At 43.6% G+C, this 19,635-nt stretch carries 16 protein-coding genes and 1 other RNA gene; 9 read left to right on the forward strand and 8 right to left on the reverse strand.

All coding sequences use genetic code 11. The features are described from left to right. Window positions 1-152 precede the first annotated feature (152 nt). Window positions 153-605, reverse strand: coding sequence for a rhodanese-like domain-containing protein (locus tag ACTXGL_RS08030; protein WP_319050640.1), 453 nt, complete (start codon window positions 603-605; stop codon window positions 153-155). Between the two features lie 171 nt (window positions 606-776). Next, window positions 777-1,880, reverse strand: coding sequence for a ribosome small subunit-dependent GTPase A (gene rsgA, locus ACTXGL_RS08035; protein WP_443526101.1), 1,104 nt, complete (start codon window positions 1,878-1,880; stop codon window positions 777-779). Window positions 1,881-2,114: 234 nt separating this feature from the next. On the opposite strand from rsgA, the gene orn reads away from it, so the two are divergent. Next, a complete protein-coding gene (gene orn, locus ACTXGL_RS08040) occupies window positions 2,115-2,702 on the forward strand; it encodes an oligoribonuclease (protein WP_201598474.1) in 588 nt (195 codons plus the stop codon). Between the two features lie 145 nt (window positions 2,703-2,847). Here orn and ACTXGL_RS08045 read toward each other — a convergent pair whose 3' ends face one another. Continuing rightward, window positions 2,848-3,720 carry a UDP-2,3-diacylglucosamine diphosphatase gene (locus tag ACTXGL_RS08045; protein WP_443526103.1) on the reverse strand — a complete coding sequence of 291 codons (873 nt, stop codon included), beginning with the start codon at window positions 3,718-3,720 and terminating at the stop codon, window positions 2,848-2,850. A gap of 123 nt (window positions 3,721-3,843) precedes the next feature. Next, window positions 3,844-4,359, reverse strand: coding sequence for a peptidylprolyl isomerase (locus ACTXGL_RS08050; protein ID WP_179798385.1), 516 nt, complete (start codon window positions 4,357-4,359; stop codon window positions 3,844-3,846). Window positions 4,360-4,674: 315 nt separating this feature from the next. Between ACTXGL_RS08050 and ACTXGL_RS08055 the strand changes: the two genes are divergently transcribed. The 5 genes from ACTXGL_RS08055 (at window position 4,675) to ACTXGL_RS08075 (ending at window position 10,328) form a co-directional block, all read left to right on the forward strand. Further along, window positions 4,675-6,414 carry a glutamine--tRNA ligase/YqeY domain fusion protein gene (locus ACTXGL_RS08055; RefSeq protein ID WP_443526105.1) on the forward strand — a complete coding sequence of 580 codons (1,740 nt, stop codon included), beginning with the start codon at window positions 4,675-4,677 and terminating at the stop codon, window positions 6,412-6,414. A gap of 164 nt (window positions 6,415-6,578) precedes the next feature. Continuing rightward, the gene (locus tag ACTXGL_RS08060; RefSeq protein WP_443526106.1) at window positions 6,579-7,331 is read left to right on the forward strand and encodes a phospholipase D family protein; all 753 of its coding nucleotides are present in this window, start codon (window positions 6,579-6,581) and stop codon (window positions 7,329-7,331) included. A 211-nt stretch (window positions 7,332-7,542) separates the two neighbouring features. Next, window positions 7,543-8,181 carry a peroxiredoxin gene (locus ACTXGL_RS08065; RefSeq protein WP_443526107.1) on the forward strand — a complete coding sequence of 213 codons (639 nt, stop codon included), beginning with the start codon at window positions 7,543-7,545 and terminating at the stop codon, window positions 8,179-8,181. 221 nt (window positions 8,182-8,402) lie between these two features. After that, window positions 8,403-9,053 carry a glutathione S-transferase family protein gene (locus tag ACTXGL_RS08070; protein ID WP_319050634.1) on the forward strand — a complete coding sequence of 217 codons (651 nt, stop codon included), beginning with the start codon at window positions 8,403-8,405 and terminating at the stop codon, window positions 9,051-9,053. Between the two features lie 324 nt (window positions 9,054-9,377). Beyond that, window positions 9,378-10,328, forward strand: a complete 951-nt coding sequence (locus ACTXGL_RS08075; protein WP_443526109.1) for an META domain-containing protein — start codon at window positions 9,378-9,380, stop codon at window positions 10,326-10,328. 236 nt (window positions 10,329-10,564) lie between these two features. On the opposite strand, the gene ruvC is transcribed toward ACTXGL_RS08075, so the two are convergent. Then, a complete protein-coding gene (gene ruvC / locus ACTXGL_RS08080) occupies window positions 10,565-11,149 on the reverse strand; it encodes a crossover junction endodeoxyribonuclease RuvC (protein WP_443526110.1) in 585 nt (194 codons plus the stop codon). A 153-nt stretch (window positions 11,150-11,302) separates the two neighbouring features. Between ruvC and ACTXGL_RS08085 the strand changes: the two genes are divergently transcribed. Beyond that, window positions 11,303-11,926, forward strand: a complete 624-nt coding sequence (locus ACTXGL_RS08085) for an FxsA family protein (RefSeq protein WP_443526112.1) — start codon at window positions 11,303-11,305, stop codon at window positions 11,924-11,926. Between the two features lie 118 nt (window positions 11,927-12,044). Here the strand turns inward: ACTXGL_RS08085 and ssrS are convergent. Further along, window positions 12,045-12,240, reverse strand: a non-coding RNA gene (gene ssrS, locus ACTXGL_RS08090) — 6S RNA. 246 nt (window positions 12,241-12,486) lie between these two features. On the opposite strand from ssrS, the gene gpmI reads away from it, so the two are divergent. Together gpmI and ACTXGL_RS08100 are read left to right on the forward strand one after the other, a co-directional pair. Next, window positions 12,487-14,145 carry a 2,3-bisphosphoglycerate-independent phosphoglycerate mutase gene (gene gpmI / locus ACTXGL_RS08095; RefSeq protein WP_443526113.1) on the forward strand — a complete coding sequence of 553 codons (1,659 nt, stop codon included), beginning with the start codon at window positions 12,487-12,489 and terminating at the stop codon, window positions 14,143-14,145. A gap of 231 nt (window positions 14,146-14,376) precedes the next feature. Beyond that, complete coding sequence (locus tag ACTXGL_RS08100; RefSeq protein ID WP_443526114.1) at window positions 14,377-15,870, forward strand: S41 family peptidase; 1,494 nt, start codon at window positions 14,377-14,379, stop codon at window positions 15,868-15,870. Window positions 15,871-15,969: 99 nt separating this feature from the next. Here the strand turns inward: ACTXGL_RS08100 and ACTXGL_RS08105 are convergent, their stop codons facing one another. After that, a complete protein-coding gene (locus ACTXGL_RS08105) occupies window positions 15,970-17,709 on the reverse strand; it encodes a sigma 54-interacting transcriptional regulator (RefSeq protein WP_443526116.1) in 1,740 nt (579 codons plus the stop codon). Window positions 17,710-17,871: 162 nt separating this feature from the next. Continuing rightward, complete coding sequence (locus ACTXGL_RS08110) at window positions 17,872-19,629, reverse strand: sensor histidine kinase (RefSeq protein WP_443526117.1); 1,758 nt, start codon at window positions 19,627-19,629, stop codon at window positions 17,872-17,874. Window positions 19,630-19,635: the final 6 nt, after the last annotated feature.

The raw sequence follows: 19,635 nt of genomic DNA on the forward strand, positions 1-19,635 counted from the left end.
ACGCCTCACAGCATTAACTTTGTCACTTTAACTTTACTGCCTTATAAGTACTGCACAAAAAAAGACACCTTATTAAGAGGTGTCTTTTTATTTTTTGAGCGCCAGTCAGGTAGTGGTAAACACTAACTAAGCATAGCGTTGAAGCAGGCTTGCTATTTGCTTAGACTGGGCTTTGACTTACCTTTCTTTGATTTAGCGTCTTTTATACCAACCAATGGCATGCCAGCACCTTGCCAACCACCGACACCGCCCTCTAGACGATAGACGTCATCTTTGCCAATCATTTGAATGGCTGCGCCTGCTTGTACGCCCATATCACAGATAATAATTACTGGCTGCTCAATCGCACGAATCTCTTCTAAGCGGTCTTTCAGGTCAGTGAATGGTATGTTGCGGCTGCCTTGAATATAACCTGATTCAAACTTCTTCTTGGCGCGAATATCGATCAGCTGCGCGTTTTGAGAGTTGACCATCATGCCAAGAGTGTTGGGCGATATTTTTCTACCGCTACGTTTGTTTTCAATGGTAAAAAACAGGATAGCAAGTACGGCTAATATACCAAATAAAAACGGGTGGTTGCCCACAAATTCCAGCGCACGATCCAAACCATACCTCCAAAAAAATAAGTGTTCTATCAGGCTGAGAAGCCAGCCCAATGATAATGAACAAGGCGCTATTATACCGATAAGGTCATCTATAGTAAACGGGCGATGACACGGTCAATAATCGAGCTGTCATCTTGCTTTTGAGATGACGTCAATTGAGCCTAATAAGAATTAGTAAGGCTTAGTATCTGCCTCTTCTCTTAGCGTCACGAGGTTTTCAACGCGGCGCTGCAATACAGTCCCATCCGCCACGGCTTGCCATAGTGCACAGCCTTTACTGTTATGAGTGTGGCGACAGTCACGGAATTGACAGTCACCGGCCAATGGCGCCAGCTCAACGAAGCCTGAAATAATATCATCAGGGGTGAGGTGCCAGATACCATACTCACGGATACCTGGGGTATCGACGATACCGCCTTGGGTAAGATCGTCTGGGTTAAATGGCAACAGTCGGCTCGTCGTGGTGGTATGTTGACCAAGCTTAGAGTTTTGCGAGATGACATTGACGCTTTGACCAGACTCTGGAAGTAGGGCATTGATCAGACTGCTTTTACCAACGCCAGATTGACCAGCAAAGATAACTAGCTTTTTATCTATGTAGCGTTTTAGCTCATCGAGTCCTTCTTGTTCGTCACTTTCGGCGACGTTTTCAGGACAATCGACCGAGGTGAGTACGCTCTCATAGCCAAGTGCTGCATACTGTGCCAATAACTCATTGGTATCAACACCGTTTTCTTGAGCCAACAGATCGGCTTTGTTGAGGACGAGTAGTGGTTTGACACCCGCGTGATGGCACACCACCAGATAGCGATCGATTAGTGTTGGCGCGGCGGCAGGCAATGGGGCAAAGACGATGGCCAGAATATCAACATTGGCGGCGACGGGTTTGAGCTTATGATAACGATCAGGACGAGAGACCAGTGAGGTACGCGGCTTGACCGCTTCGATACGTCCAAAGCCGGTGTTGGAGTCGGCATTCCAGCGTACTTGGTCGCCAGCGGCTAGCATCGGTAGATTGGTACGTACATGACAGCGCCAGATGTCGCCAAGCGCGAGCGCTTGCCAAAACGGCTCAGGATCATCAGGGGCGACTTCTGGCTGTTCAGGTATCACTGAAGGCAGGCTTGTGACTTGTACTTCTAATTGCTTACCGTAGTGCGCCATGACCACGCCATCCATCAAGCTATCATCGATGCTGTCTTGATTGGACAGTTGCTGCTTGTCGATGCGACGAATCTGTTGTTTAGTCAGTTTGCGTTGCCGGATTAATGCCATGGGTTTGTGACCTATTATAAAAATATTGCTAAGTGTAGCGTGAAAATTTGCTAACATACAGCCTAAAGCGTCTGCGGCAGACAGTGGTTTTGTAATATTGTAGCGACTCTAAAGGTTTTCTGAACCGAATAGCGCGTTGTAATACTGCTCGAGCACGGATGTCTACGTGTAATACGTTTTTTCAATTGTTTTTCTAAAGTTGCTTTTCCAAAATTATGAATGATAGGATATTTTATGGCTACCGGTGACCATCCCAATAAGATTAAGATCAAAAACCAAGGTAAAAAAGGGCTGGTATGGATTGACTTAGAAATGACCGGACTCGATACGTTAAACGATGAGATTATTGAGATTGCCACCGTCGTAACTGATGAAGATTTGAACGTGCTTGCCGAAGGGCCTGTGTTTGCGATCAAGGTGTCGGATCAAGTTTTAAATAAGATGGATGATTGGAATACCAAGCAGCATGGACAGTCAGGATTGGTCGACCGTGTGCGCCGTAGTACGGTGACACTGGCAGAAGCGGAAGCTGAGACCATTAAGTTCCTAAATAAATGGGTTGATAGTGGTAAGTCACCAATGTGCGGTAACTCTATCTGCCAAGATCGTCGCTTTATGGCGCGCCAAATGCCAGAGCTTGAGCGCTTCTTTCATTATCGTAATCTTGATGTGTCGTCGATCAAAGAGCTGTGTTTCCGCTGGCGTCCTGACATTCTAAAGAACTTTGAAAAAGGCGGCAGTCATTTAGCTTTAGACGATATTCGTGACTCTATTCGTGAGCTAAAGCACTATCGTCAGCATTTCTTTAAATTGATGGACTAGAGAGCAAGCGATAAGTAGCTCAAGCATGTAGTAAACATAAAAAGGGTCTGTTGAACTATCGACAGACCCTTTTTATATTGAAAAGATGTTTTTGAAGATGCATTGTTTAAAATGCCATTAAGTTTAAAACGCCATTACACGCATTTTAGCGAACAAGAAATTCAAACTCGTACAACTTAAACTCAGCATCATTACTATTCAAACTCTCATTTGAATGCTCGTCTTCTGTTACCGCGCCAATTACCGCATTAACTTTTGGCTGGCGAGCGTCTTTACCTAACAGTCGCCAGTCGCCAAGCACATAGCGCTTTTTATCAGTGGTAGCTTGATGGATATCGGGACGGTGGGTATGACCGTGCAGTAGTGCATCGCTAGCAGTAATGGCTTGATATACGGCTTTATCATTCACATCCATGATATAAGCGGCTTTATTGGCATTATTTTTCTGGCTTTTTTTGCGCATATTATCTGCGATGGCTAAGCGTTTTTCTAATGACTTGTTGAGCAGATACCACTGAGTCAGACGGTTACGCATGATTTTACGAAAGAACTGATACTTCTTGTCATCCGTGCAGAGTGCGTCACCGTGTTCCAAGCGGTAATTCTGTTGACCAATAGCCAAAGTATACGGTTCGCTGATCAACTCACCACCGAATAGATTACAAAACGGCTGACCCAACAAAAAATCACGATTGCCATGCATGACCAATATCTCGCAACCATTGATACGTAGCTGCTTGAGTTTGGCGATAAGCGGCGTTAGCCAATGCGTTATTTGTTCGTCCTCTGACCCTTCTTCTTTTAATAGGGGTAAATACATATCATCGCCTAGCCATACCTCAAACCAATCACCCAATATAAAGAGACGCTTAAGAGCAGGCAGAGCAAAACAGTCATCCAGCAGCGTCAAAAAAGCCTGCACTAAGGCAGGCTCCTGAGGCGATAAATGCAAATCGCTAATCAATACTTGCCGCACTTGATGAGGGCGGGTCGTGATTAAGTGATCAAAACTTTGCATTTATCTTTGTCCTCGTGACTTATCGTATAGCGAGCATGACTCAATAAGTTCTACTACAAAATGCTCGCTCATTCACAGCTATTATTGAGTAGCTGCTATTAAGTAGCTTTTATCGAATAGCTATTACTGAGTAACGATGGTTGCTGAATTGATAACAACTGGCTCTTTTGGCACATCAGCATGCATACCGAAACGACCCGTTGGGACGCTGCGCATTTTTTCGATAACGTCCATACCGCTAGTTACTTTACCAAATACGGTGTAACCCCAACCTTGCATGTTTTTGCCAGAGTGGTTTAGGAAGTCGTTGTCTTTTACGTTGATGAAGAACTGGCTGGTTGCTGAATGCGGATCTTGGGTACGCGCCATTGCGATAGTACCTTTGTCATTTTTCAGGCCGTTGTCCGCTTCGTTTTCGATAGGCGCATTGGTTGGTTTTTCATTCATCTCAGCGTCCATTCCACCGCCTTGAATCATGAAACCATCAATGATGCGATGGAAAATCGTACCGTCATACTGACCAGATTTTACATAGTTCAAAAAGTTTTCTACGGTTTTTGGCGCTTTTTCTTCGTTGAGTTCGATAACGATCGCACCCATATTGGTTTCAAGTTCTACTACTGGTGGCATGTCTACCATGGGATATTCCTTTTTGATTGCAGCGCCTTAAATGACGCTGTCAAGTGGTGGTTAAAAGTTGGTGTTTAAAAAGTTACGGGTAGTCTAACGGCTTTTTTATCCCGTGTCATGTATCAGGCTGTTAATGCGTTTGCGAAACCTGATAGAATAACGCAACTTTACCTATTTTTGATCAGCTTTGACAAATTGTGATAATGCGGTTGCACTATCCAAGTTTTTATATTCTCGCTTTATTTTAATACTTTAGTTTAAACGTTTCGTGATGCGTGATGGCACGCACCATGAACTGACAATTTGCGTTAGGAGCAATACCCGATGAGTGAGCACTCAAACAACACTGCACAAAAAGACGAACCAAAAAATGATTTTATTCGTAATATCATTCGTGACGATGTCAATGCGCAAAAGTATGAGCAAATTGTCACGCGTTTTCCGCCTGAGCCAAATGGCTACTTACACTTAGGTCATGTCAAATCTATCTGCCTAAACTTTGGGGTGGCCGAAGAGTTTGGCGGTGTATGCAACCTGCGTTTTGATGACACCAACCCAACCGCAGAAAAACAAGATTTCATTGATAATATTGAAAATGATGTGAAGTGGCTCGGTTTTGAGTGGGCAGGCGAGGCGTACCACGCATCAAGTTATTTTGATCAGCTGCATGCATGGGCAATCCAGTTGATTGAGCAAGGCGACGCCTATGTTGATTTACAGTCGCCTGAGCAAATTAAAGAAAACCGTGGCTCATTTAATGAAGCGGGCACGCCTTCACCATATCGTGATGCCAGCGTCGAAGAAAATCTAGCGCTTTTCAATGATATGAAAGAAGGTAAATACGCTGAAGGTAAGGCTATTTTGCGCGCCAAGATTGATATGGCAAGTCCAAATATGAACTTGCGTGACCCTGTTATTTATCGCGTCATGCATCAATCCCATCATCAAACTGGTGACAAATGGTGTATCTATCCGATGTATGACTTTGCTCATCCGCTCTCTGATGCGCTTGAAGGTATTACTCATTCGTTGTGTACCCTTGAGTTTGAGGATCACCGTCCGTTCTACGACTGGGTCATCGAAAAAGTCGGCTTTGATGTGCCGCCGCACCAGTACGAATTTAGTCGCTTAAACGTTGATCACACATTGACCAGTAAGCGTAAGCTCAAGCAACTTGTTGATGAAGGCATCGTGAGCGGTTGGGACGATCCACGTATGCCGACCGTCGCTGGTATGCGCCGCCGTGGTTATACGCCAGAGGGCTTGCGTGATTTTTGTGAGCGTGTGGGTGTGACCAAAGCGGATAGTGTGGTTGACTTTCGTCTATTAGAGTTTAGCGTTCGTCAGTCATTAGAGACAATGACTGCGCGCGGTATGGCGGTGTTAAAGCCACTAAAAGTGACGATTACTAACTTTAGCGAAGCGGTCAGCAGCTGGGAGACACAAAAAGCCGATAGTGTGAACGCGCGTTTTGATGATGAGGCGCAGACGCTTTGGTTGACTCAGCCCAAACACCCTAACGTCGACATGGGTGAGCGCGAGATCCCATTTACCGAGACGCTATACATTGATCAAGGTGATTACGAGATTGAACCACCAGCAGGTTATAAGCGTCTCTCTCCAGAAAAGCCAGAGATTCGTTTGCGGAACACCTACGTGTTAGCCGTCACTGAGCATATCACTGACGAGAGTGGCAATGTCGTCGAGCTAAAAGCAACGATTGATCCTGCCACTCTTGGCAACAACCCTGAGGGTCGCAAGGTTAAAGGGGTGATTCACTGGGTATCTGCCAGTCAAGGCGTACCAGCAATCGTACGTATGTATGAGCAGCTATTTAGCGTTGAGGATCCAAGTAGCGTCGCTGACGTTCATCAGGCATTGAATGCTAACTCATTAACTGAGCTAAATGCTGTCGTTGAGCCATCTTTAGCCAGTGCTGATGCTGGCACGCGTTTCCAGTTTGAGCGCGAAGGGTATTTTATCTCTGATAGCGAAGATCACAGTACTGATAAGCCAGTATTTAACCAAATCGTTAGCTTACGCGACAGCTATAAGCCCGCTTAATCTGATACTGACTAAATCTATAAAAGGCATTACCACGGAAGCTGATGTGTTGAGATAATACTGAACAATAGTAGTTTGCAAGCAAGCCCATTTCTAGTACGCTAGGGATGGGCTTTTTTTGGACAATTATAAAGTTTTTGACAGTAATATTTGAGGAAATGAGCATGGCAAAATTTTTGAACAGCAGTGGGACGACCTATCATCTAGAAGAACTGATTAAAAACGCTTCTGATCGGTTGATTATTATTAGCCCATATTTGAAGCTTAATGAACGTATCAAAGAATTATTAGAAGACCGCAACCGTCTCAAGATCGACATTCGCATTGTTTATGGCAAGAATGATTTACATCCAGAGGAAATAAATTGGCTAAAAAACTTAACGTTTATTCGTACTAGCTTTTGCAAAAACTTGCATGCCAAATGCTACCTGAATGAAAACGAATGCATTATTACCAGTTTAAATCTTTATGAATTTAGCCAGGTCAATAATAATGAAATGGGCGTGCTGATTTATCGTAATGACGATGCCAAACTTTATGCCGATACTTACGAAGAAGCGCAGCGCATCATTCGTATCAGTGATGAGGTTAGAATGTCTCTTGAAAAGGTAAGTGAAACCCAAAGTCAGCCTGAACCTAATACCAAAACAGCAAGTACAGCATCTCAGACGCCAGTAACGTCGACTGCGCCAACGACAGATGCCACACCTAATTATTCTAAATTGACCACTGCCAAGCTTGCCAAAGAATTGGGCGTTAAGACACAGGAGCTTAATGAAAAATTGCTTGCAGCAGGTTACCTACAATCTCAAGAGGGTGAGCTTGTATTGACTGATGCTGGACGTGCTGCTGGTGGCACTAGTAAAAAGGGCAAGTTTGGTGAGTTTTGCTTGTGGGATGCAGGCATGGTTGTATAAGAAGCTGTGAGAATAGTTACTTGTTTGCTAAGTGGTAAATGGAATAACCGCATTACAATCCGTCACAAGACATTCATAACCAGTTTGTTACTATAAAGTCAGTTTTTAGGGATGTGCTTGGTTTTTACTACTCAGCACATCGAAGATAATAATAGAGCGCGAGACCGACGTGTCGATAACAGCGTTCATCAACATAGCTAAGGAATACAGCATGGCACATTTACGTTTAGGTGATACCGCACCCAATTTTGACGCGGCAACCACAGAGGGTGATATTAATTTTCATGAGTGGGCAGGTGACAACTGGGTCGTTTTTTTCTCGCATCCAGCAGATTTTACGCCAGTATGTACCACTGAGCTTGGGCGTGCAGCCGCATTGAACGGCGAGTTTCAAAAGCGCAATGTGAAGCCGATTTGTATTTCTGTCGATAGTCTAGAAGATCATAAGTCTTGGGCAAGTGATATCGGTGAGACGCAAGGGACAGATATGAACTTCCCAATCATCGCTGACCCTAATAAGGAAGTCGCTGAATTATATGACATGATGCATCCTAATGCAGACAGTACGCACACAGTACGTAGTGTGTTTATCATCGATCCGAACAAGAAGGTGCGCCTAACACTGACATATCCTGCGAGCTGTGGTCGTAACTTTGATGAAATCATCCGCGTTATTGATGCATTGCAATTGTCTGACGAATACAATATCGCCACGCCAGTAGATTGGAAAGAGGGTGATGACGTGATCATTCCACCAAGCGTCAAGAACGAAGATATTGCTGCCAACTATCCAAAAGGTCATAAAGAAATCAAGCCGTACTTGCGTACGACACCTGCACCAAACAAATAATTAGCTTGGTTGCATAGATATGATTAAATAGAGCCTCATGACTCAATGTCGTGGGGCTTTTTATATTTTGACTCATGAGCAATAAGCCTTTGCCATGAGGGTCAGAGTAGGCTATAACTGTGGTATAAAGCATCAATAGATTGGTACTCAGTACTACCACGATCATAATAAAGCGTATTAACGCTAAGCTGTTGTTCAATCATTATTACAAGGAATTTACTATGAAAAAACTATACGTTACTCGTACCGCACCCAATCCGCGCAAAGCACTTATTTTATTGGCTTCAAAAGGCATCGATGTCGATGATATGGATGACATTGATGTGATTGATATTGACTTTGCTGCAAACGAGCAGATGTCAGAAGCCTTTACTCAAATGAACCCAATGCAGACCGTACCCGTCTTAACACTAGATGACGGTACCGTGCTCAATGACTCACAGGCAGTTTGCGAGTATTTAGATCGCGTTTATGGAGAGCGTTCGGTCATGGGTAATGACGTGGTGCAGCGTGCCCAAGTGTGCTCTATGCGCCGTGTTGCTGAGTTCGAGGTGATGTACAATTTGATGCTAGCATTCCAGCACAGTCACCCGTCCAAAGCACAGCGTGTTGAACAGGTGCCAGAGTTCGTCGCGCCATCGATTGCTCGAGCTATCAAGGCAATGGGGTATTTTGAGACAATTTTGGAGGGTCGTGAGTATCTAGTAGGTGAGCAACTGAGCTTTGCAGATATCGTGCTTTATCTAAGCCTAGACTTTGGTAAAGTGCTTAAGATTAATCCTAATGAGCAAGGTGAAAACCTAGCACGCTTTTATCAAAAGATGAATGAGCGTTTTAGTATTAAAAATATAGCCAAAAACAAGTCTGCATGAACCAACGTTAAAATTTAGGTATTCAAAGATCTATTAGCCTGAGAACCAAATTTAACCTGAGAAACAAATGCATTTTAAGTAATATCAAGGATAGCTGATATTTATTGGCTGTCCTTTTTTTCGTAATACTTATGGCATCAAACAACAATAGATTTAAATAATAATAAAAATCAACATTTCATTACATAAGGCAATATCCCTCAGTCTATAGTGGTCAATCTAAATTGATTATAATAATCTCATTCCACATGATCATTTAATAAAAGCCAGTATGAAAACCAGACATAGAAAAAAGTGATACACGCTTACTACGAGGTATGAAATATGGTAGGTAGAGCAAAAAAACCAACAACGATAATATTTTTATTGCCTAGTGTGTTGGCAATAAGTTTGATGCTAAGTGCTTGTCAAAAAGAAACAACAACTAGCGAAGAGAGTGCATCAGATAGCACTGAAGTCAACGACGCATTAGATTCGGTAGCGAGCGAAAACCTGACGTCCAATGTGAGCCCTACATCAGACCCAGTCAGATCAACTATGTCTAATGCTGAAGCGCAGCTGATTGACACCTTATCTCGTCATCGTTGGACACTTGATAGTGTCACTGATGCGAACCATCAATCTGTGACCGAGTTTGCGAATATTAATAGCCAAGTTACCCTAGTGTTCAATGAGCATCAAGGACAGAACACGCTCAGTTATAGTGTTGGTTGCAATACAATTAGCGCCGCCTACCAACTACAAGGACATACGCTGACTATAGATGAAGGTATGAGCACCAAAATGTCTTGTAGCGAACTCGATAGCGCCGAAAATACTTTGAATACACTGATGCTAGGTAACAGTGAGTTAAAGGTGACTCAGAGCGATAGCCCAGTGTTGACACAGTTTACCAGTGATAATGCCACCTTGGTCTGGAGCGGTAGACTCACCCCTCAAGCGAAATACAACAGCAAGGGTGAGGCAGTGTTTTGGGCAGTAAATGCTAAAAAAGTAGACTGTGAAATGAATAATGATAAACAGTGTTTACAAATCAAGCCGGTCACCTACGATAACCAAGGCATAAAAACTCACGAAGGAAAGTGGAGAGTATTTTCTGGAGAGATTGATGGCTACCATCACGATGGCACGCATGAGGAGGTACTACGCTTACAGCGTTATCAGCTAGGTACCAGTGAGCTACTAATGAACGATGAGCCACTAGAGAGTGACACGAATGATGACGCCTATGCTTATGTGTTAGACGCTGTTATCGAAAGCTCAGTTGCAGAATAACTCAATACAATGTAATCCATTAACCCATCTGAACATTTCAAAACAAATAGGCATTTTAAACGTCGACAGCTATGAGATGTCGATAGCTATTAGATATCGAAAGTTAGGATGAAAATAGGCAATAAAAACACGCACCATTGGACGCGTGTTTTTATTGCCTATTTTATGCTTGAGTATCTATTTGTGTCAGTGTTTAATGACTTTAACAGCACTTATCTTAACAGCGCTTATCTGTTCTAACGTAAGTTACCCAAGTCTTCTTCGGTTAGACGCCAGCGCCCTTTTTTCTTAGAGCCGCCACGGCCTCTCATGGAGCTGTTTGATAGTATTTTATTCATAGAGTGACTTGAATGCGCATGACAAATAGCGCAGGCAAGACCGTCAGCAGCATCTTGTTGTGGTACCACCTCTAACTTCAGTATTCGGCAGACCATCTCTTGCACTTGCTCTTTTGCCGCCGCGCCATAGCCACATACCGATTGTTTGATCTGCCGAGCAGTATATTCTGATACTTCTAGATCCAGTGCGACCATCGCTGCAATCGCGGCACCTCGTGCTTGTCCCAGTTTGAGCGCAGAATCTGGGTTTTCTGCCATAAATACCTGTTCGATAGCGGTGTAAATGGGTTCGTCTGCATATTTCAAATGATGCTGTGTGATACGAGTCAATCCATTAAAAATACGTTTGAGACGCTCAGGCATCTCCTTAGTATCTGTGCGAATCGTACCTGCATCGATATAGGTGAGTTTATCACCCGTTTGCTGGACTATCCCATAACCGGTCATACGTGACCCTGGATCAATCCCAATAATAATTGCCATAGTATTCCGTCTTGCTTACATTTTGTTTTATGGCTTAAAAATGAGCCGTAAGTTTGATAGTATAGCAACCAATCCCCATATACATCATATGTTAGCCATTTTAATTTACATGGCACTCAATTTATTGGTTTTTATTTTATAGGACGACACTTTATGGGTCAGATAGTTGGTATAGCCATCGTTTGGTTTATTATCGAGATGCTACTGTGGTATTTGCTTGCTCAATTTATGAGCGGCTGGTGGGTGTTCATGTGGTTTATTGTTGCAGCGGTTATCGGTATTTCTCTTGTGCGTAAAGGTATGGCTTCTCTAAACCCAATGGCCCAGCAAATGAAAGCGGGTGGCATGATGAACCCTGCAATGCGTCCGCCAGAGTCTACGATGATCAAAAGTATTGCTATGGCAGCAGCGGGTATCTTATTGCTGATTCCAGGCGTATTAAGCGATTTGCTTGCGCTACTGGTTGTACTACCACCTGTACAAAAGAAGCTTAAAGACGTGGCTAACAACTATGTCATGAATAATCAGCAAAAAATGATGGAAATGATGGCAAAGCAGATGGGTGGTCAAATGGGCGGCGGACAAAACCCATTTGGCGGCATGGGTGGTCAAAACCCATTCGGTGGAGCAGGTGGTATGAACAATCAAAATCCATTTGGTCAGCAACAGCAAAACCCATTTGGTGATGTGTTCAAACAACATACAACGGTTGATGGCACTGCCAAGAATGTTCCTAAAGATGTGAAAAAAATCACTAAATCTGCTAATGATGAGTAACGGCTATCCAGTCATTCATCCAACATAAAAAAAGCCCCTTTCGCTAATGGCGAAAGGGGCTTTTTAGTGGCAGTAAAAACACCTAATATAATATAAAGGATGCGTTTACAGACCGAATGAAACAACCGAAGTGCCGCTGTAAGATGGTGACCCATGAACCGTGAAGTTCAGGGCGGATGCGTCATCATCTCTGCAGGTTTCCTGATACACCGCAAGCGGTGCAGGCATACACAATGAGACAATAGGTACCACATCCTGGTAAAGCATTATCGGCTCAGGGAATAAACATCTACTAGCCAACACTTCAGAATAGATTCATCTTAACTAATGAAATGAGTGATTGCAAGTGTGAGTTACAGATTGATACTCAGTATCGTTGGTTACATGACTGGTATGGGTTTGCTTACAAATATGATGGTATAAAAACGATACAAAACCATTCATTTATTAGTAAAAAATTGTCAGTTTTTCAGCTATTTTAAGATTTGTGTTAATATAGAGAGCTTTCAATACCTTAACACAGCATGATAGGCGTTCATTCACTCGAGGAGCGGTAATATATGACCAATACCCAGCAAGCATCAGAATCTATTGATGACAATCAGGCGCAGCTTAATAGTAAGCAAGATGGCGCACCGAATAAAAAAACGCCGCATGTTTTAATGATATTAGACGGCTTTGGTCATCGCGAAGACGATAAAGACAATGCCATTGCTGCGGCCAATATGCCAAATCTAGACAAAATATACCAACAGTATCCTCATGGACTCATCTCCGCTTCAGGAGAAGACGTAGGCTTACCAGATGGGCAATTTGGTAACTCAGAGGTTGGCCATATGAATCTGGGTGCTGGTCGTGTGCTTTATCAGGATTCAACACGTATCTCAAATGAACTTGCCAATCGTGAGTTTTACAAAAACGAAGCGCTCGTTAATGCAGTCAAAGCCGCCAACGAGCGCGGTGGCAATGTCCATATTATGGGCCTGCTTTCTGATGGCGGTGTTCACTCTCATCAGGATCATATCGAAGGCATGTGCCATTCGGCACTGGTTCACGGCGCCAAAAATGTCTTTATTCATTGCTTTTTAGATGGCCGTGATACGCCGCCTAAGTCTGCTGACAAGTATATCAATCGCTTGCGTGACTATATCAACAAGCTCAACGCCCACTATGAAGGTGGACATGTACAGATTGCTAGCATTATCGGTCGCTACTACGCAATGGACCGCGACAATCGCTGGGATCGCGTACAAAAAGCCTATGAGCTGATCACAGAAGGTAAAGCTGAGCGCCTATCGACCAGAGCAGATGGTGCTGTCCAAGCCGCCTATAAAGCGCGCGAGACTGATGAGTTCATTAGCCCCACGACGGTGATTGGACGTGACGAAGTGCCTTATACGGTCGAAGACAATGATGCACTAATCTTTATGAATTTCCGTGCTGACCGCGCTCGCGAACTTGCACAAGCGTTTGTTCTGCCAGATCACGAGTTTTCTGGATTTGCTCGTCAAAAACAACCGAAGCTTTCGGCATTTGTGATGCTAACGAAGTACTCAGATATTTTGGCCAATAATACAAAAACTAGTATTGCCTATTATCCAACATCTTTGGCCAATACATTGGGAGAGTACTTACAGGATCAAGAGAAGACGCAGCTACGTATTGCAGAAACTGAGAAGTACGCACACGTCACGTTTTTCTTTAGCGGTGGTCGCGAAGAAGAGTACGACGGTGAGACCCGTATTTTAGTACCGTCTCCCGATGTCGCGACTTATGATCTAAAGCCTGAGATGAGTGCGCCTGAAGTCACTGATAAGCTGGTAGAAGCGATTGAATCTGGCAAATACGATGTGCTAGTCGTGAATTATGCCAATGGTGACATGGTTGGGCACACTGGTATCTTCGATGCTGCGGTAAAAGCAGTAGAGGCATTAGATGTGTGTGTTGGACGTATTGAGTCAGCAGTGCGTGCGGCTGGTGGCGACATGCTTATCACTGCCGATCATGGCAACTGTGAGCAAATGCAAGACTACGAGAGTGGTCAAGTGCATACTCAGCATACGACAGAGCATGTACCACTGATCTACGTAGGCACACAAAAGCTGCAAGTACGCCATGGCGGTAAGCTTAGTGATGTGGCACCGACTATTTTGGCATTGATGAATGTCGATGCACCTGCTGAGATGACTGGTGAGAGTCTATTGGTTTCAGCATCGTAAGTCGGTTGCCTCAAGTTATCCGTACATTGGATAACTTGTAGAAAATAGTTAATTAGATTAATGATATAAACTAGAAAAGGGAAAGGTATTTATTATCTCTCCCTTTTTTTGTGACGTATTTTGTCCCATGATTTGCAAAACTGCTCTAGTCCGAGAGAGGCTTTTGGTGTTAACTTATACGGTAATACATAACAATAATGTCATACATTCTATTATTTAAATGAGTTTCTTATGCCTTCTATTTCTCTTATGCGTTCATCTTTGTCCAAACAATTGGGAAAAAAGGCGCTTAGATCATCAATCGCAAATAGTAATCTCAAGCCTAGTCACCTCAAACATAAATCTCTCAATTCTGTAGATCCTAAACGCTTATTAGTACTGGGTTTGCTAGGGTGGTGTGTTGCCAATACGAGTGCGCAAGCAGCAGACCCAACTGATGCATCCACCCCGAGTCCTACAGCGAGTCTACAACTGATCAGTTTGAATGCAGATACCGTAGCGTCTGAAGATGATATTGATATGTTAGCAGCTGCTGATGAGTCAGATGATTCGATAGACAGCGTCCCAGATGAAAGTGCGTTAATGGATGATACCGATAGCATTGACACAAGCATTCCACCAGAAGTCCAGCAAGTATCGTTAAATGCGATTTCTCCTGAGACGCTAAAAACCTTTGTGGCTGTCGTAGACTTGGTACGTCGTCAGTACATCGATGCGGTCAATGATGAGGAGCTATTCAACAACGCGATGAGCGGTATGTTGACCAAGCTTGATAGCCATGCTGAGTTTTTAGATGCTGAAGCCTACGAAAACTTACGTGCTTTTACAGAGGGTGACGTCGGCGATATTGGTATCAAAGTGACCTACCAAGCAGATGCAGGATACTGGGTTGTGACAGACGTTATCGATGACTCGCCTGCTGACAAAAAAGGAATCGCCGTTGGTGATTACCTGCATCAGATTGATGAGTTCAAGCTTGATGAGAATAGGAAAAGCAACGATATTGATCAGCTGCTAACAGGCATTGCTGGTACACAAGTAGATATCATTACGTCTAAGGCAGGTCGCCGCAAGCACACCACAACGTTACAGCGCAATAATAGCCACCCCCAAGTTATTCAAACAAAACTCGTCGACGGTATGGCAGTTATTAAACTGCCTGCCTTCCAAAACAATAGCCGTGAAAAGCTGTTGGAAGGTTTGATTGATTTGAACGCGCCTATCTCAGGAGTATTGTTGGATATGCGCGACAATCCAGGTGGGGTGCTCACATCAGCGGTGAGCGTTGCCAGTTTATTTATGAGTGATACTGATGTCGTACAAGTACAGGCACGCCAAGACCAATCACGCGTACTACCGACACAAGGGAATGCGTTACTCAAACCTTTGCCTATGGTTGTACTACAAAACCGCTACTCCGCATCCGCAGCTGAGGTATTAGCCAGTAGCTTACAGGCGCAAAAACGGGCGACTATCGTCGGTGAAGTAAGCTATGGTAAAGGGTCTGTACAATCTGTTATACCACTCAACGATGAGCAAGCAGTGAAATTAACGGTAGCTAACTATATGACAGCATCAGGCAGGCAAATAGATGGCATTGGAGTTGAGCCTGACGTTTCCCTATCAGGTAATGAGAGTACTTGGGAGCAGCAGGCACTAAGCTTGTTAAAAGCCCGTGCACTTGATTCTGGCATTCGTTTTGTTCGAAAGGCTACGATACAGTAGCCTTTCGTTGACTAGTAACTAAAAATTTAGCTGTTACCTAACAACATATCGTAATACAACGTGTCATTTTCAATAAAGCAACTTTAATACTTAGATAAACTAATCAGACTGGTCTTCTGCTATTTCTAGTTTTTTCATGCGATACCGCAATGAGCGAAAAGTGGTTCCTAACAGTTCTGCTGCTTGGGTTTTATTCCAACCAGTCTGCTTAAGTGCTGTGATAATCAACTGTCTTTCTTGCTCTTGTAGGTAATGCTCTAAGCCCTGAGGTGGCAACTGCCCATCAAGGGGTTCTTGAGCGCTTGTGTTACTGCTATTGTCTAGCTGGGTAGTATGCGTGAGCGATGCTGTCTTATTAATATCCGTTTGCTCATCCGTATCCGTTTGAGTGGCTGATGGTGCTACTTGGTTAGGTGTTGATTGTATCACCGACGAATAATGCTGAATATTAGTACGATAAGGATGTAGATTCGTTGTTTCTGGCTTGGTCTGTATAGCGGTTACCTCAACGCTAGACTGCGAGGTCCGCTCATGGTTTTCTGCTACTTGGGATATCGATTGAGCAGTTGGTTGCGACTTGCTTTGATCATCTACATGTTGGTAAGCGCTTTGATTGTCGTTCTGGTTGGTGTTTTCGCCGTGAGATTGTGTGTCTTCAAGGTTTTGCTCAAGCTCAGGAAGACCCAAGTGATAGGTGTCAATCTCTGAGGTCTCAGCCAAGGTCACTGCACGCTCAAGTAAGTTGCGAAGCTCACGAACGTTACCAGCAAAATCGTGACGTTGCAGACGCGCGCAAGCATCACGTGTCAGTGATGGCGGGGTATCTAGTTGCCATTCTTCAGAGATTAGTGCCAAAAAATGTTCTGCCAAAACAGGGATATCATCACGGCGAGCATTGAGCGTTGGTAGCTTGAGTTCGATCACATTGATACGATAGTATAAATCTTGTCGAAACGCGCCATCTGTCACCAACTGACTCAAATCTTTGTGAGTGGCGGACAATATACGGATATCAACAGGGACTTCTTTGGTATCACCAATGGCTCTGACCGTTTTCTCTTGAATAGCCCGCAGTAGTTTCACTTGCATGGCCAATGGTAAGTCTGCCACCTCATCTAAGAATAACGTGCCACCATTTGCTTGCTGAAACAGACCTTGTTTATCGGCAACTGCTCCTGTAAAGCTTCCTTTTTTGTGACCAAAAAACTCTGATTCCATTAGCTCAGAAGGAATAGCGCCGCAGTTCACTGGTACAAAGCTACCATCACGTCGTGGGCTTAAGTCATGAATCAGTCTAGCGACAACCTCTTTACCTGTACCTGACGCACCAGACAAAAATACGGGCGCCTGTGACCGTGCCAACTTTAAAATAGTATTTTTGAGAGGATGCATCACAGCAGAGTTGCCAATCAGCCTAGTGTCTAATAGTTTTTGTTCAGGCGAGCACTCAGGTGTGGTTTGTGCTTCATTATCTTGATGAATAACTTTCAGGGCATTTTCGACCAACTGACGTAGACGTGGCAGCTCAAGTGGCTTATTCACAAAATCAAAAGCACCGATTTTCAATGCTTCAATCGCTAGATCCATACTGCCATGAGCGGTAATCACCGCAATGGGAGTGTTGGAGCTATTGCTAACTTCTTTTACCAACTCTAATCCTGAGCCGTCAGGAAGCTTTAAATCAGTCAGACAAAAATCATAATCATTGTCCTGCCAGTAGGATCTTGCTTGCGCCAACGTATAAGCAACATCACTTTTGATGCCCATCTTGGTTAAAGTGATTTGCATTAATCGGCATAGATCCACTTCATCATCAACGACCAGCGCTTTTGTTGTCATACATTATCTCATTGTGTTTAATGGCTACAAAATATTAATAGCTAGGGCCAGATAGGGTAGCGCTTTTTGTAAAAGAGTATGTCAATCATACCTGGCTTCTATAATGATCAATATTGACTACTCAAGAATTACAAATAGACAAGGTTTTGATCTAAAGCGATGCTAATAGAGGTTTTCTTCAACAGCTTGAAAATTATGATCAGAGTCAATAGCGGGTATAATTAAACGAAAGCATGTTTTTTCGTGTTCAGCAATATATAGCAAGCGTGCCTGATTGGCCTCACAAAAAGCTTGTGACAAATACAATCCTAGACCAGTCCCTGTTTTGTCTGTTGTAAAAAATGGGTTAAACAAATGTTTTAGATCTTCATTGCTTACACCATTACCGTCATCTAATACATCGATTATAACATCGTTGTCGGCGTAGTAAATTTCAATTTCCACATAAGCATGAGGGTGGCTATAGCTACTATAACGTAAGCCATTATTGATCAAGTTTATCAATATTTGCTCTAATTGATGAGGATCAAATTGGATAGTAGGTTGGGTTTTTACCCGTAGAAAAATGTCGTGTCCTTTGAAGTAGTTTTCTAAAAATGCGGGCATCCATTCAGCCAATACAATTGATTGCTGAGAAGCGGCTTGTTGGCGCGACAGTTTTAAAATATCTTCGATGATACGGTTCACCCGTTTCGTTTGTGAAAATATCATTTTATAGAGCTCATGATTGCCCGCCATATCCACATTTGGTGCACTGGCCAATAGACTTTCATCTGTCTCAAACTCAGTAAAATCTTCCATTAAGAGCTGGCTGGCTTGTGAGATAGCAGCGAGAGGATTTCTGATCTCATGTGCGATACTGGCTGTCAGCTGACCCAATGATGCCAGTTTCAATTGCTGTGCGCTGGCTTGTTCACGGCGTAAGTCTTCTAAAATAATTAATTTACTGTCATCTTTTAGTGGAATGATTTGTACACGCAGCTTACCAAATATCGAAGCATTGGCTACCTCAGGCACATCATAAGTAAACGTACGCGATTGTCCTGTAGCCACTGATAAGCAGGCTTTGATTAGCTGAGTATGTTGTCTGCTCAGTTGCTGTTCAAAGTTGGACAAAACGGCATGGCTACGGTCATCTCCTGTAGCCATCAAGGTTTTATGTGCTTGTATTGAAGGGCTCTGTGCAATACTGAGCAATTGGTGAGCTGCAAGGTTTGCAAGGACAATATGCTGTCTGTCGATGACGATAACCCCGTTGACCATTTGCGTGATGACTTCTTGATTGATCACATTAAGTCGTTCGACTTCTTTGGCATGGGTTGCAGCTACTTTTTCAAGTTGCACCAAACGCTGAGAGATGGACCAACTCAAACCGCCCACTGCCAAAAAGCTGGCTGACATCAGTAACGCATCACCCAAGTTAGCTAAGCTCATACTATTGGCAATGGCATAGAAAAACTGTTGGTAAATGACAAAAATAATAGCCAGTAGGGTAATGACTAGGGCTTGAGAGCCGTGGAGTAGCATGAAACTGGCGGCAACGACGACCATGTATAGCATGGTCAGCTGTAAATCAGGCTCCCCTGCGGTATAGAGCAATAGACTCAATATAATAACGTCGAGCACCAGACCAAATGCGAGCTGCCGGCGCATCTGTTTGTTCACCACATAAAACAGGCCCAGCAAAATCAAACTCAGCATCACATAAAAACTCAATGCGGTTTGCTGCAAGAAGCTGGGGAGAGAGTCGTTGTTATCAGCTCGAGCAGCGATATATAGCATCAGCATAGAAAATATGCTGACGATAAAACGATAACTGCTATAAATGATGCCCAACCTACGCAATTGCGGCAGAGGAATCGTATCATCTTGATGGATGTAGCGTGTGATGGCAGAGACAAGTCTGGTAGCAGGTTTCATAAATTG

This window comes from Psychrobacter sp. T6-6, assembly GCF_052258185.1.
Classification (GTDB): Bacteria; Pseudomonadota; Gammaproteobacteria; order Pseudomonadales; family Moraxellaceae; genus Psychrobacter.

What these genes read in the sequence shown, in the direction of transcription:
- ACTXGL_RS08055 (WP_443526105.1), top strand. Translation starts at nt 4,675, where the DNA reads ATGAGTGAGCACTCAAACAACACTGCACAAAAAGACGAACCAAAAAAT.
- ACTXGL_RS08110 (WP_443526117.1), bottom strand. Translation starts at nt 19,629, where the DNA reads ATGAAACCTGCTACCAGACTTGTCTCTGCCATCACACGCTACATCCAT.
- gpmI (WP_443526113.1), top strand. Translation starts at nt 12,487, where the DNA reads ATGACCAATACCCAGCAAGCATCAGAATCTATTGATGACAATCAGGCG.
- ACTXGL_RS08100 (WP_443526114.1), top strand. Translation starts at nt 14,377, where the DNA reads ATGCCTTCTATTTCTCTTATGCGTTCATCTTTGTCCAAACAATTGGGA.
- ACTXGL_RS08065 (WP_443526107.1), top strand. Translation starts at nt 7,543, where the DNA reads ATGGCACATTTACGTTTAGGTGATACCGCACCCAATTTTGACGCGGCA.
- ACTXGL_RS08075 (WP_443526109.1), top strand. Translation starts at nt 9,378, where the DNA reads ATGGTAGGTAGAGCAAAAAAACCAACAACGATAATATTTTTATTGCCT.
- ruvC (WP_443526110.1), bottom strand. Translation starts at nt 11,149, where the DNA reads ATGGCAATTATTATTGGGATTGATCCAGGGTCACGTATGACCGGTTAT.
- rsgA (WP_443526101.1), bottom strand. Translation starts at nt 1,880, where the DNA reads ATGGCATTAATCCGGCAACGCAAACTGACTAAACAACAGATTCGTCGC.
- ACTXGL_RS08085 (WP_443526112.1), top strand. Translation starts at nt 11,303, where the DNA reads ATGGGTCAGATAGTTGGTATAGCCATCGTTTGGTTTATTATCGAGATG.
- ACTXGL_RS08045 (WP_443526103.1), bottom strand. Translation starts at nt 3,720, where the DNA reads ATGCAAAGTTTTGATCACTTAATCACGACCCGCCCTCATCAAGTGCGG.
- ACTXGL_RS08060 (WP_443526106.1), top strand. Translation starts at nt 6,579, where the DNA reads ATGGCAAAATTTTTGAACAGCAGTGGGACGACCTATCATCTAGAAGAA.
- ACTXGL_RS08105 (WP_443526116.1), bottom strand. Translation starts at nt 17,709, where the DNA reads ATGACAACAAAAGCGCTGGTCGTTGATGATGAAGTGGATCTATGCCGA.
- ACTXGL_RS08050 (WP_179798385.1), bottom strand. Translation starts at nt 4,359, where the DNA reads ATGGTAGACATGCCACCAGTAGTAGAACTTGAAACCAATATGGGTGCG.
- ACTXGL_RS08070 (WP_319050634.1), top strand. Translation starts at nt 8,403, where the DNA reads ATGAAAAAACTATACGTTACTCGTACCGCACCCAATCCGCGCAAAGCA.
- orn (WP_201598474.1), top strand. Translation starts at nt 2,115, where the DNA reads ATGGCTACCGGTGACCATCCCAATAAGATTAAGATCAAAAACCAAGGT.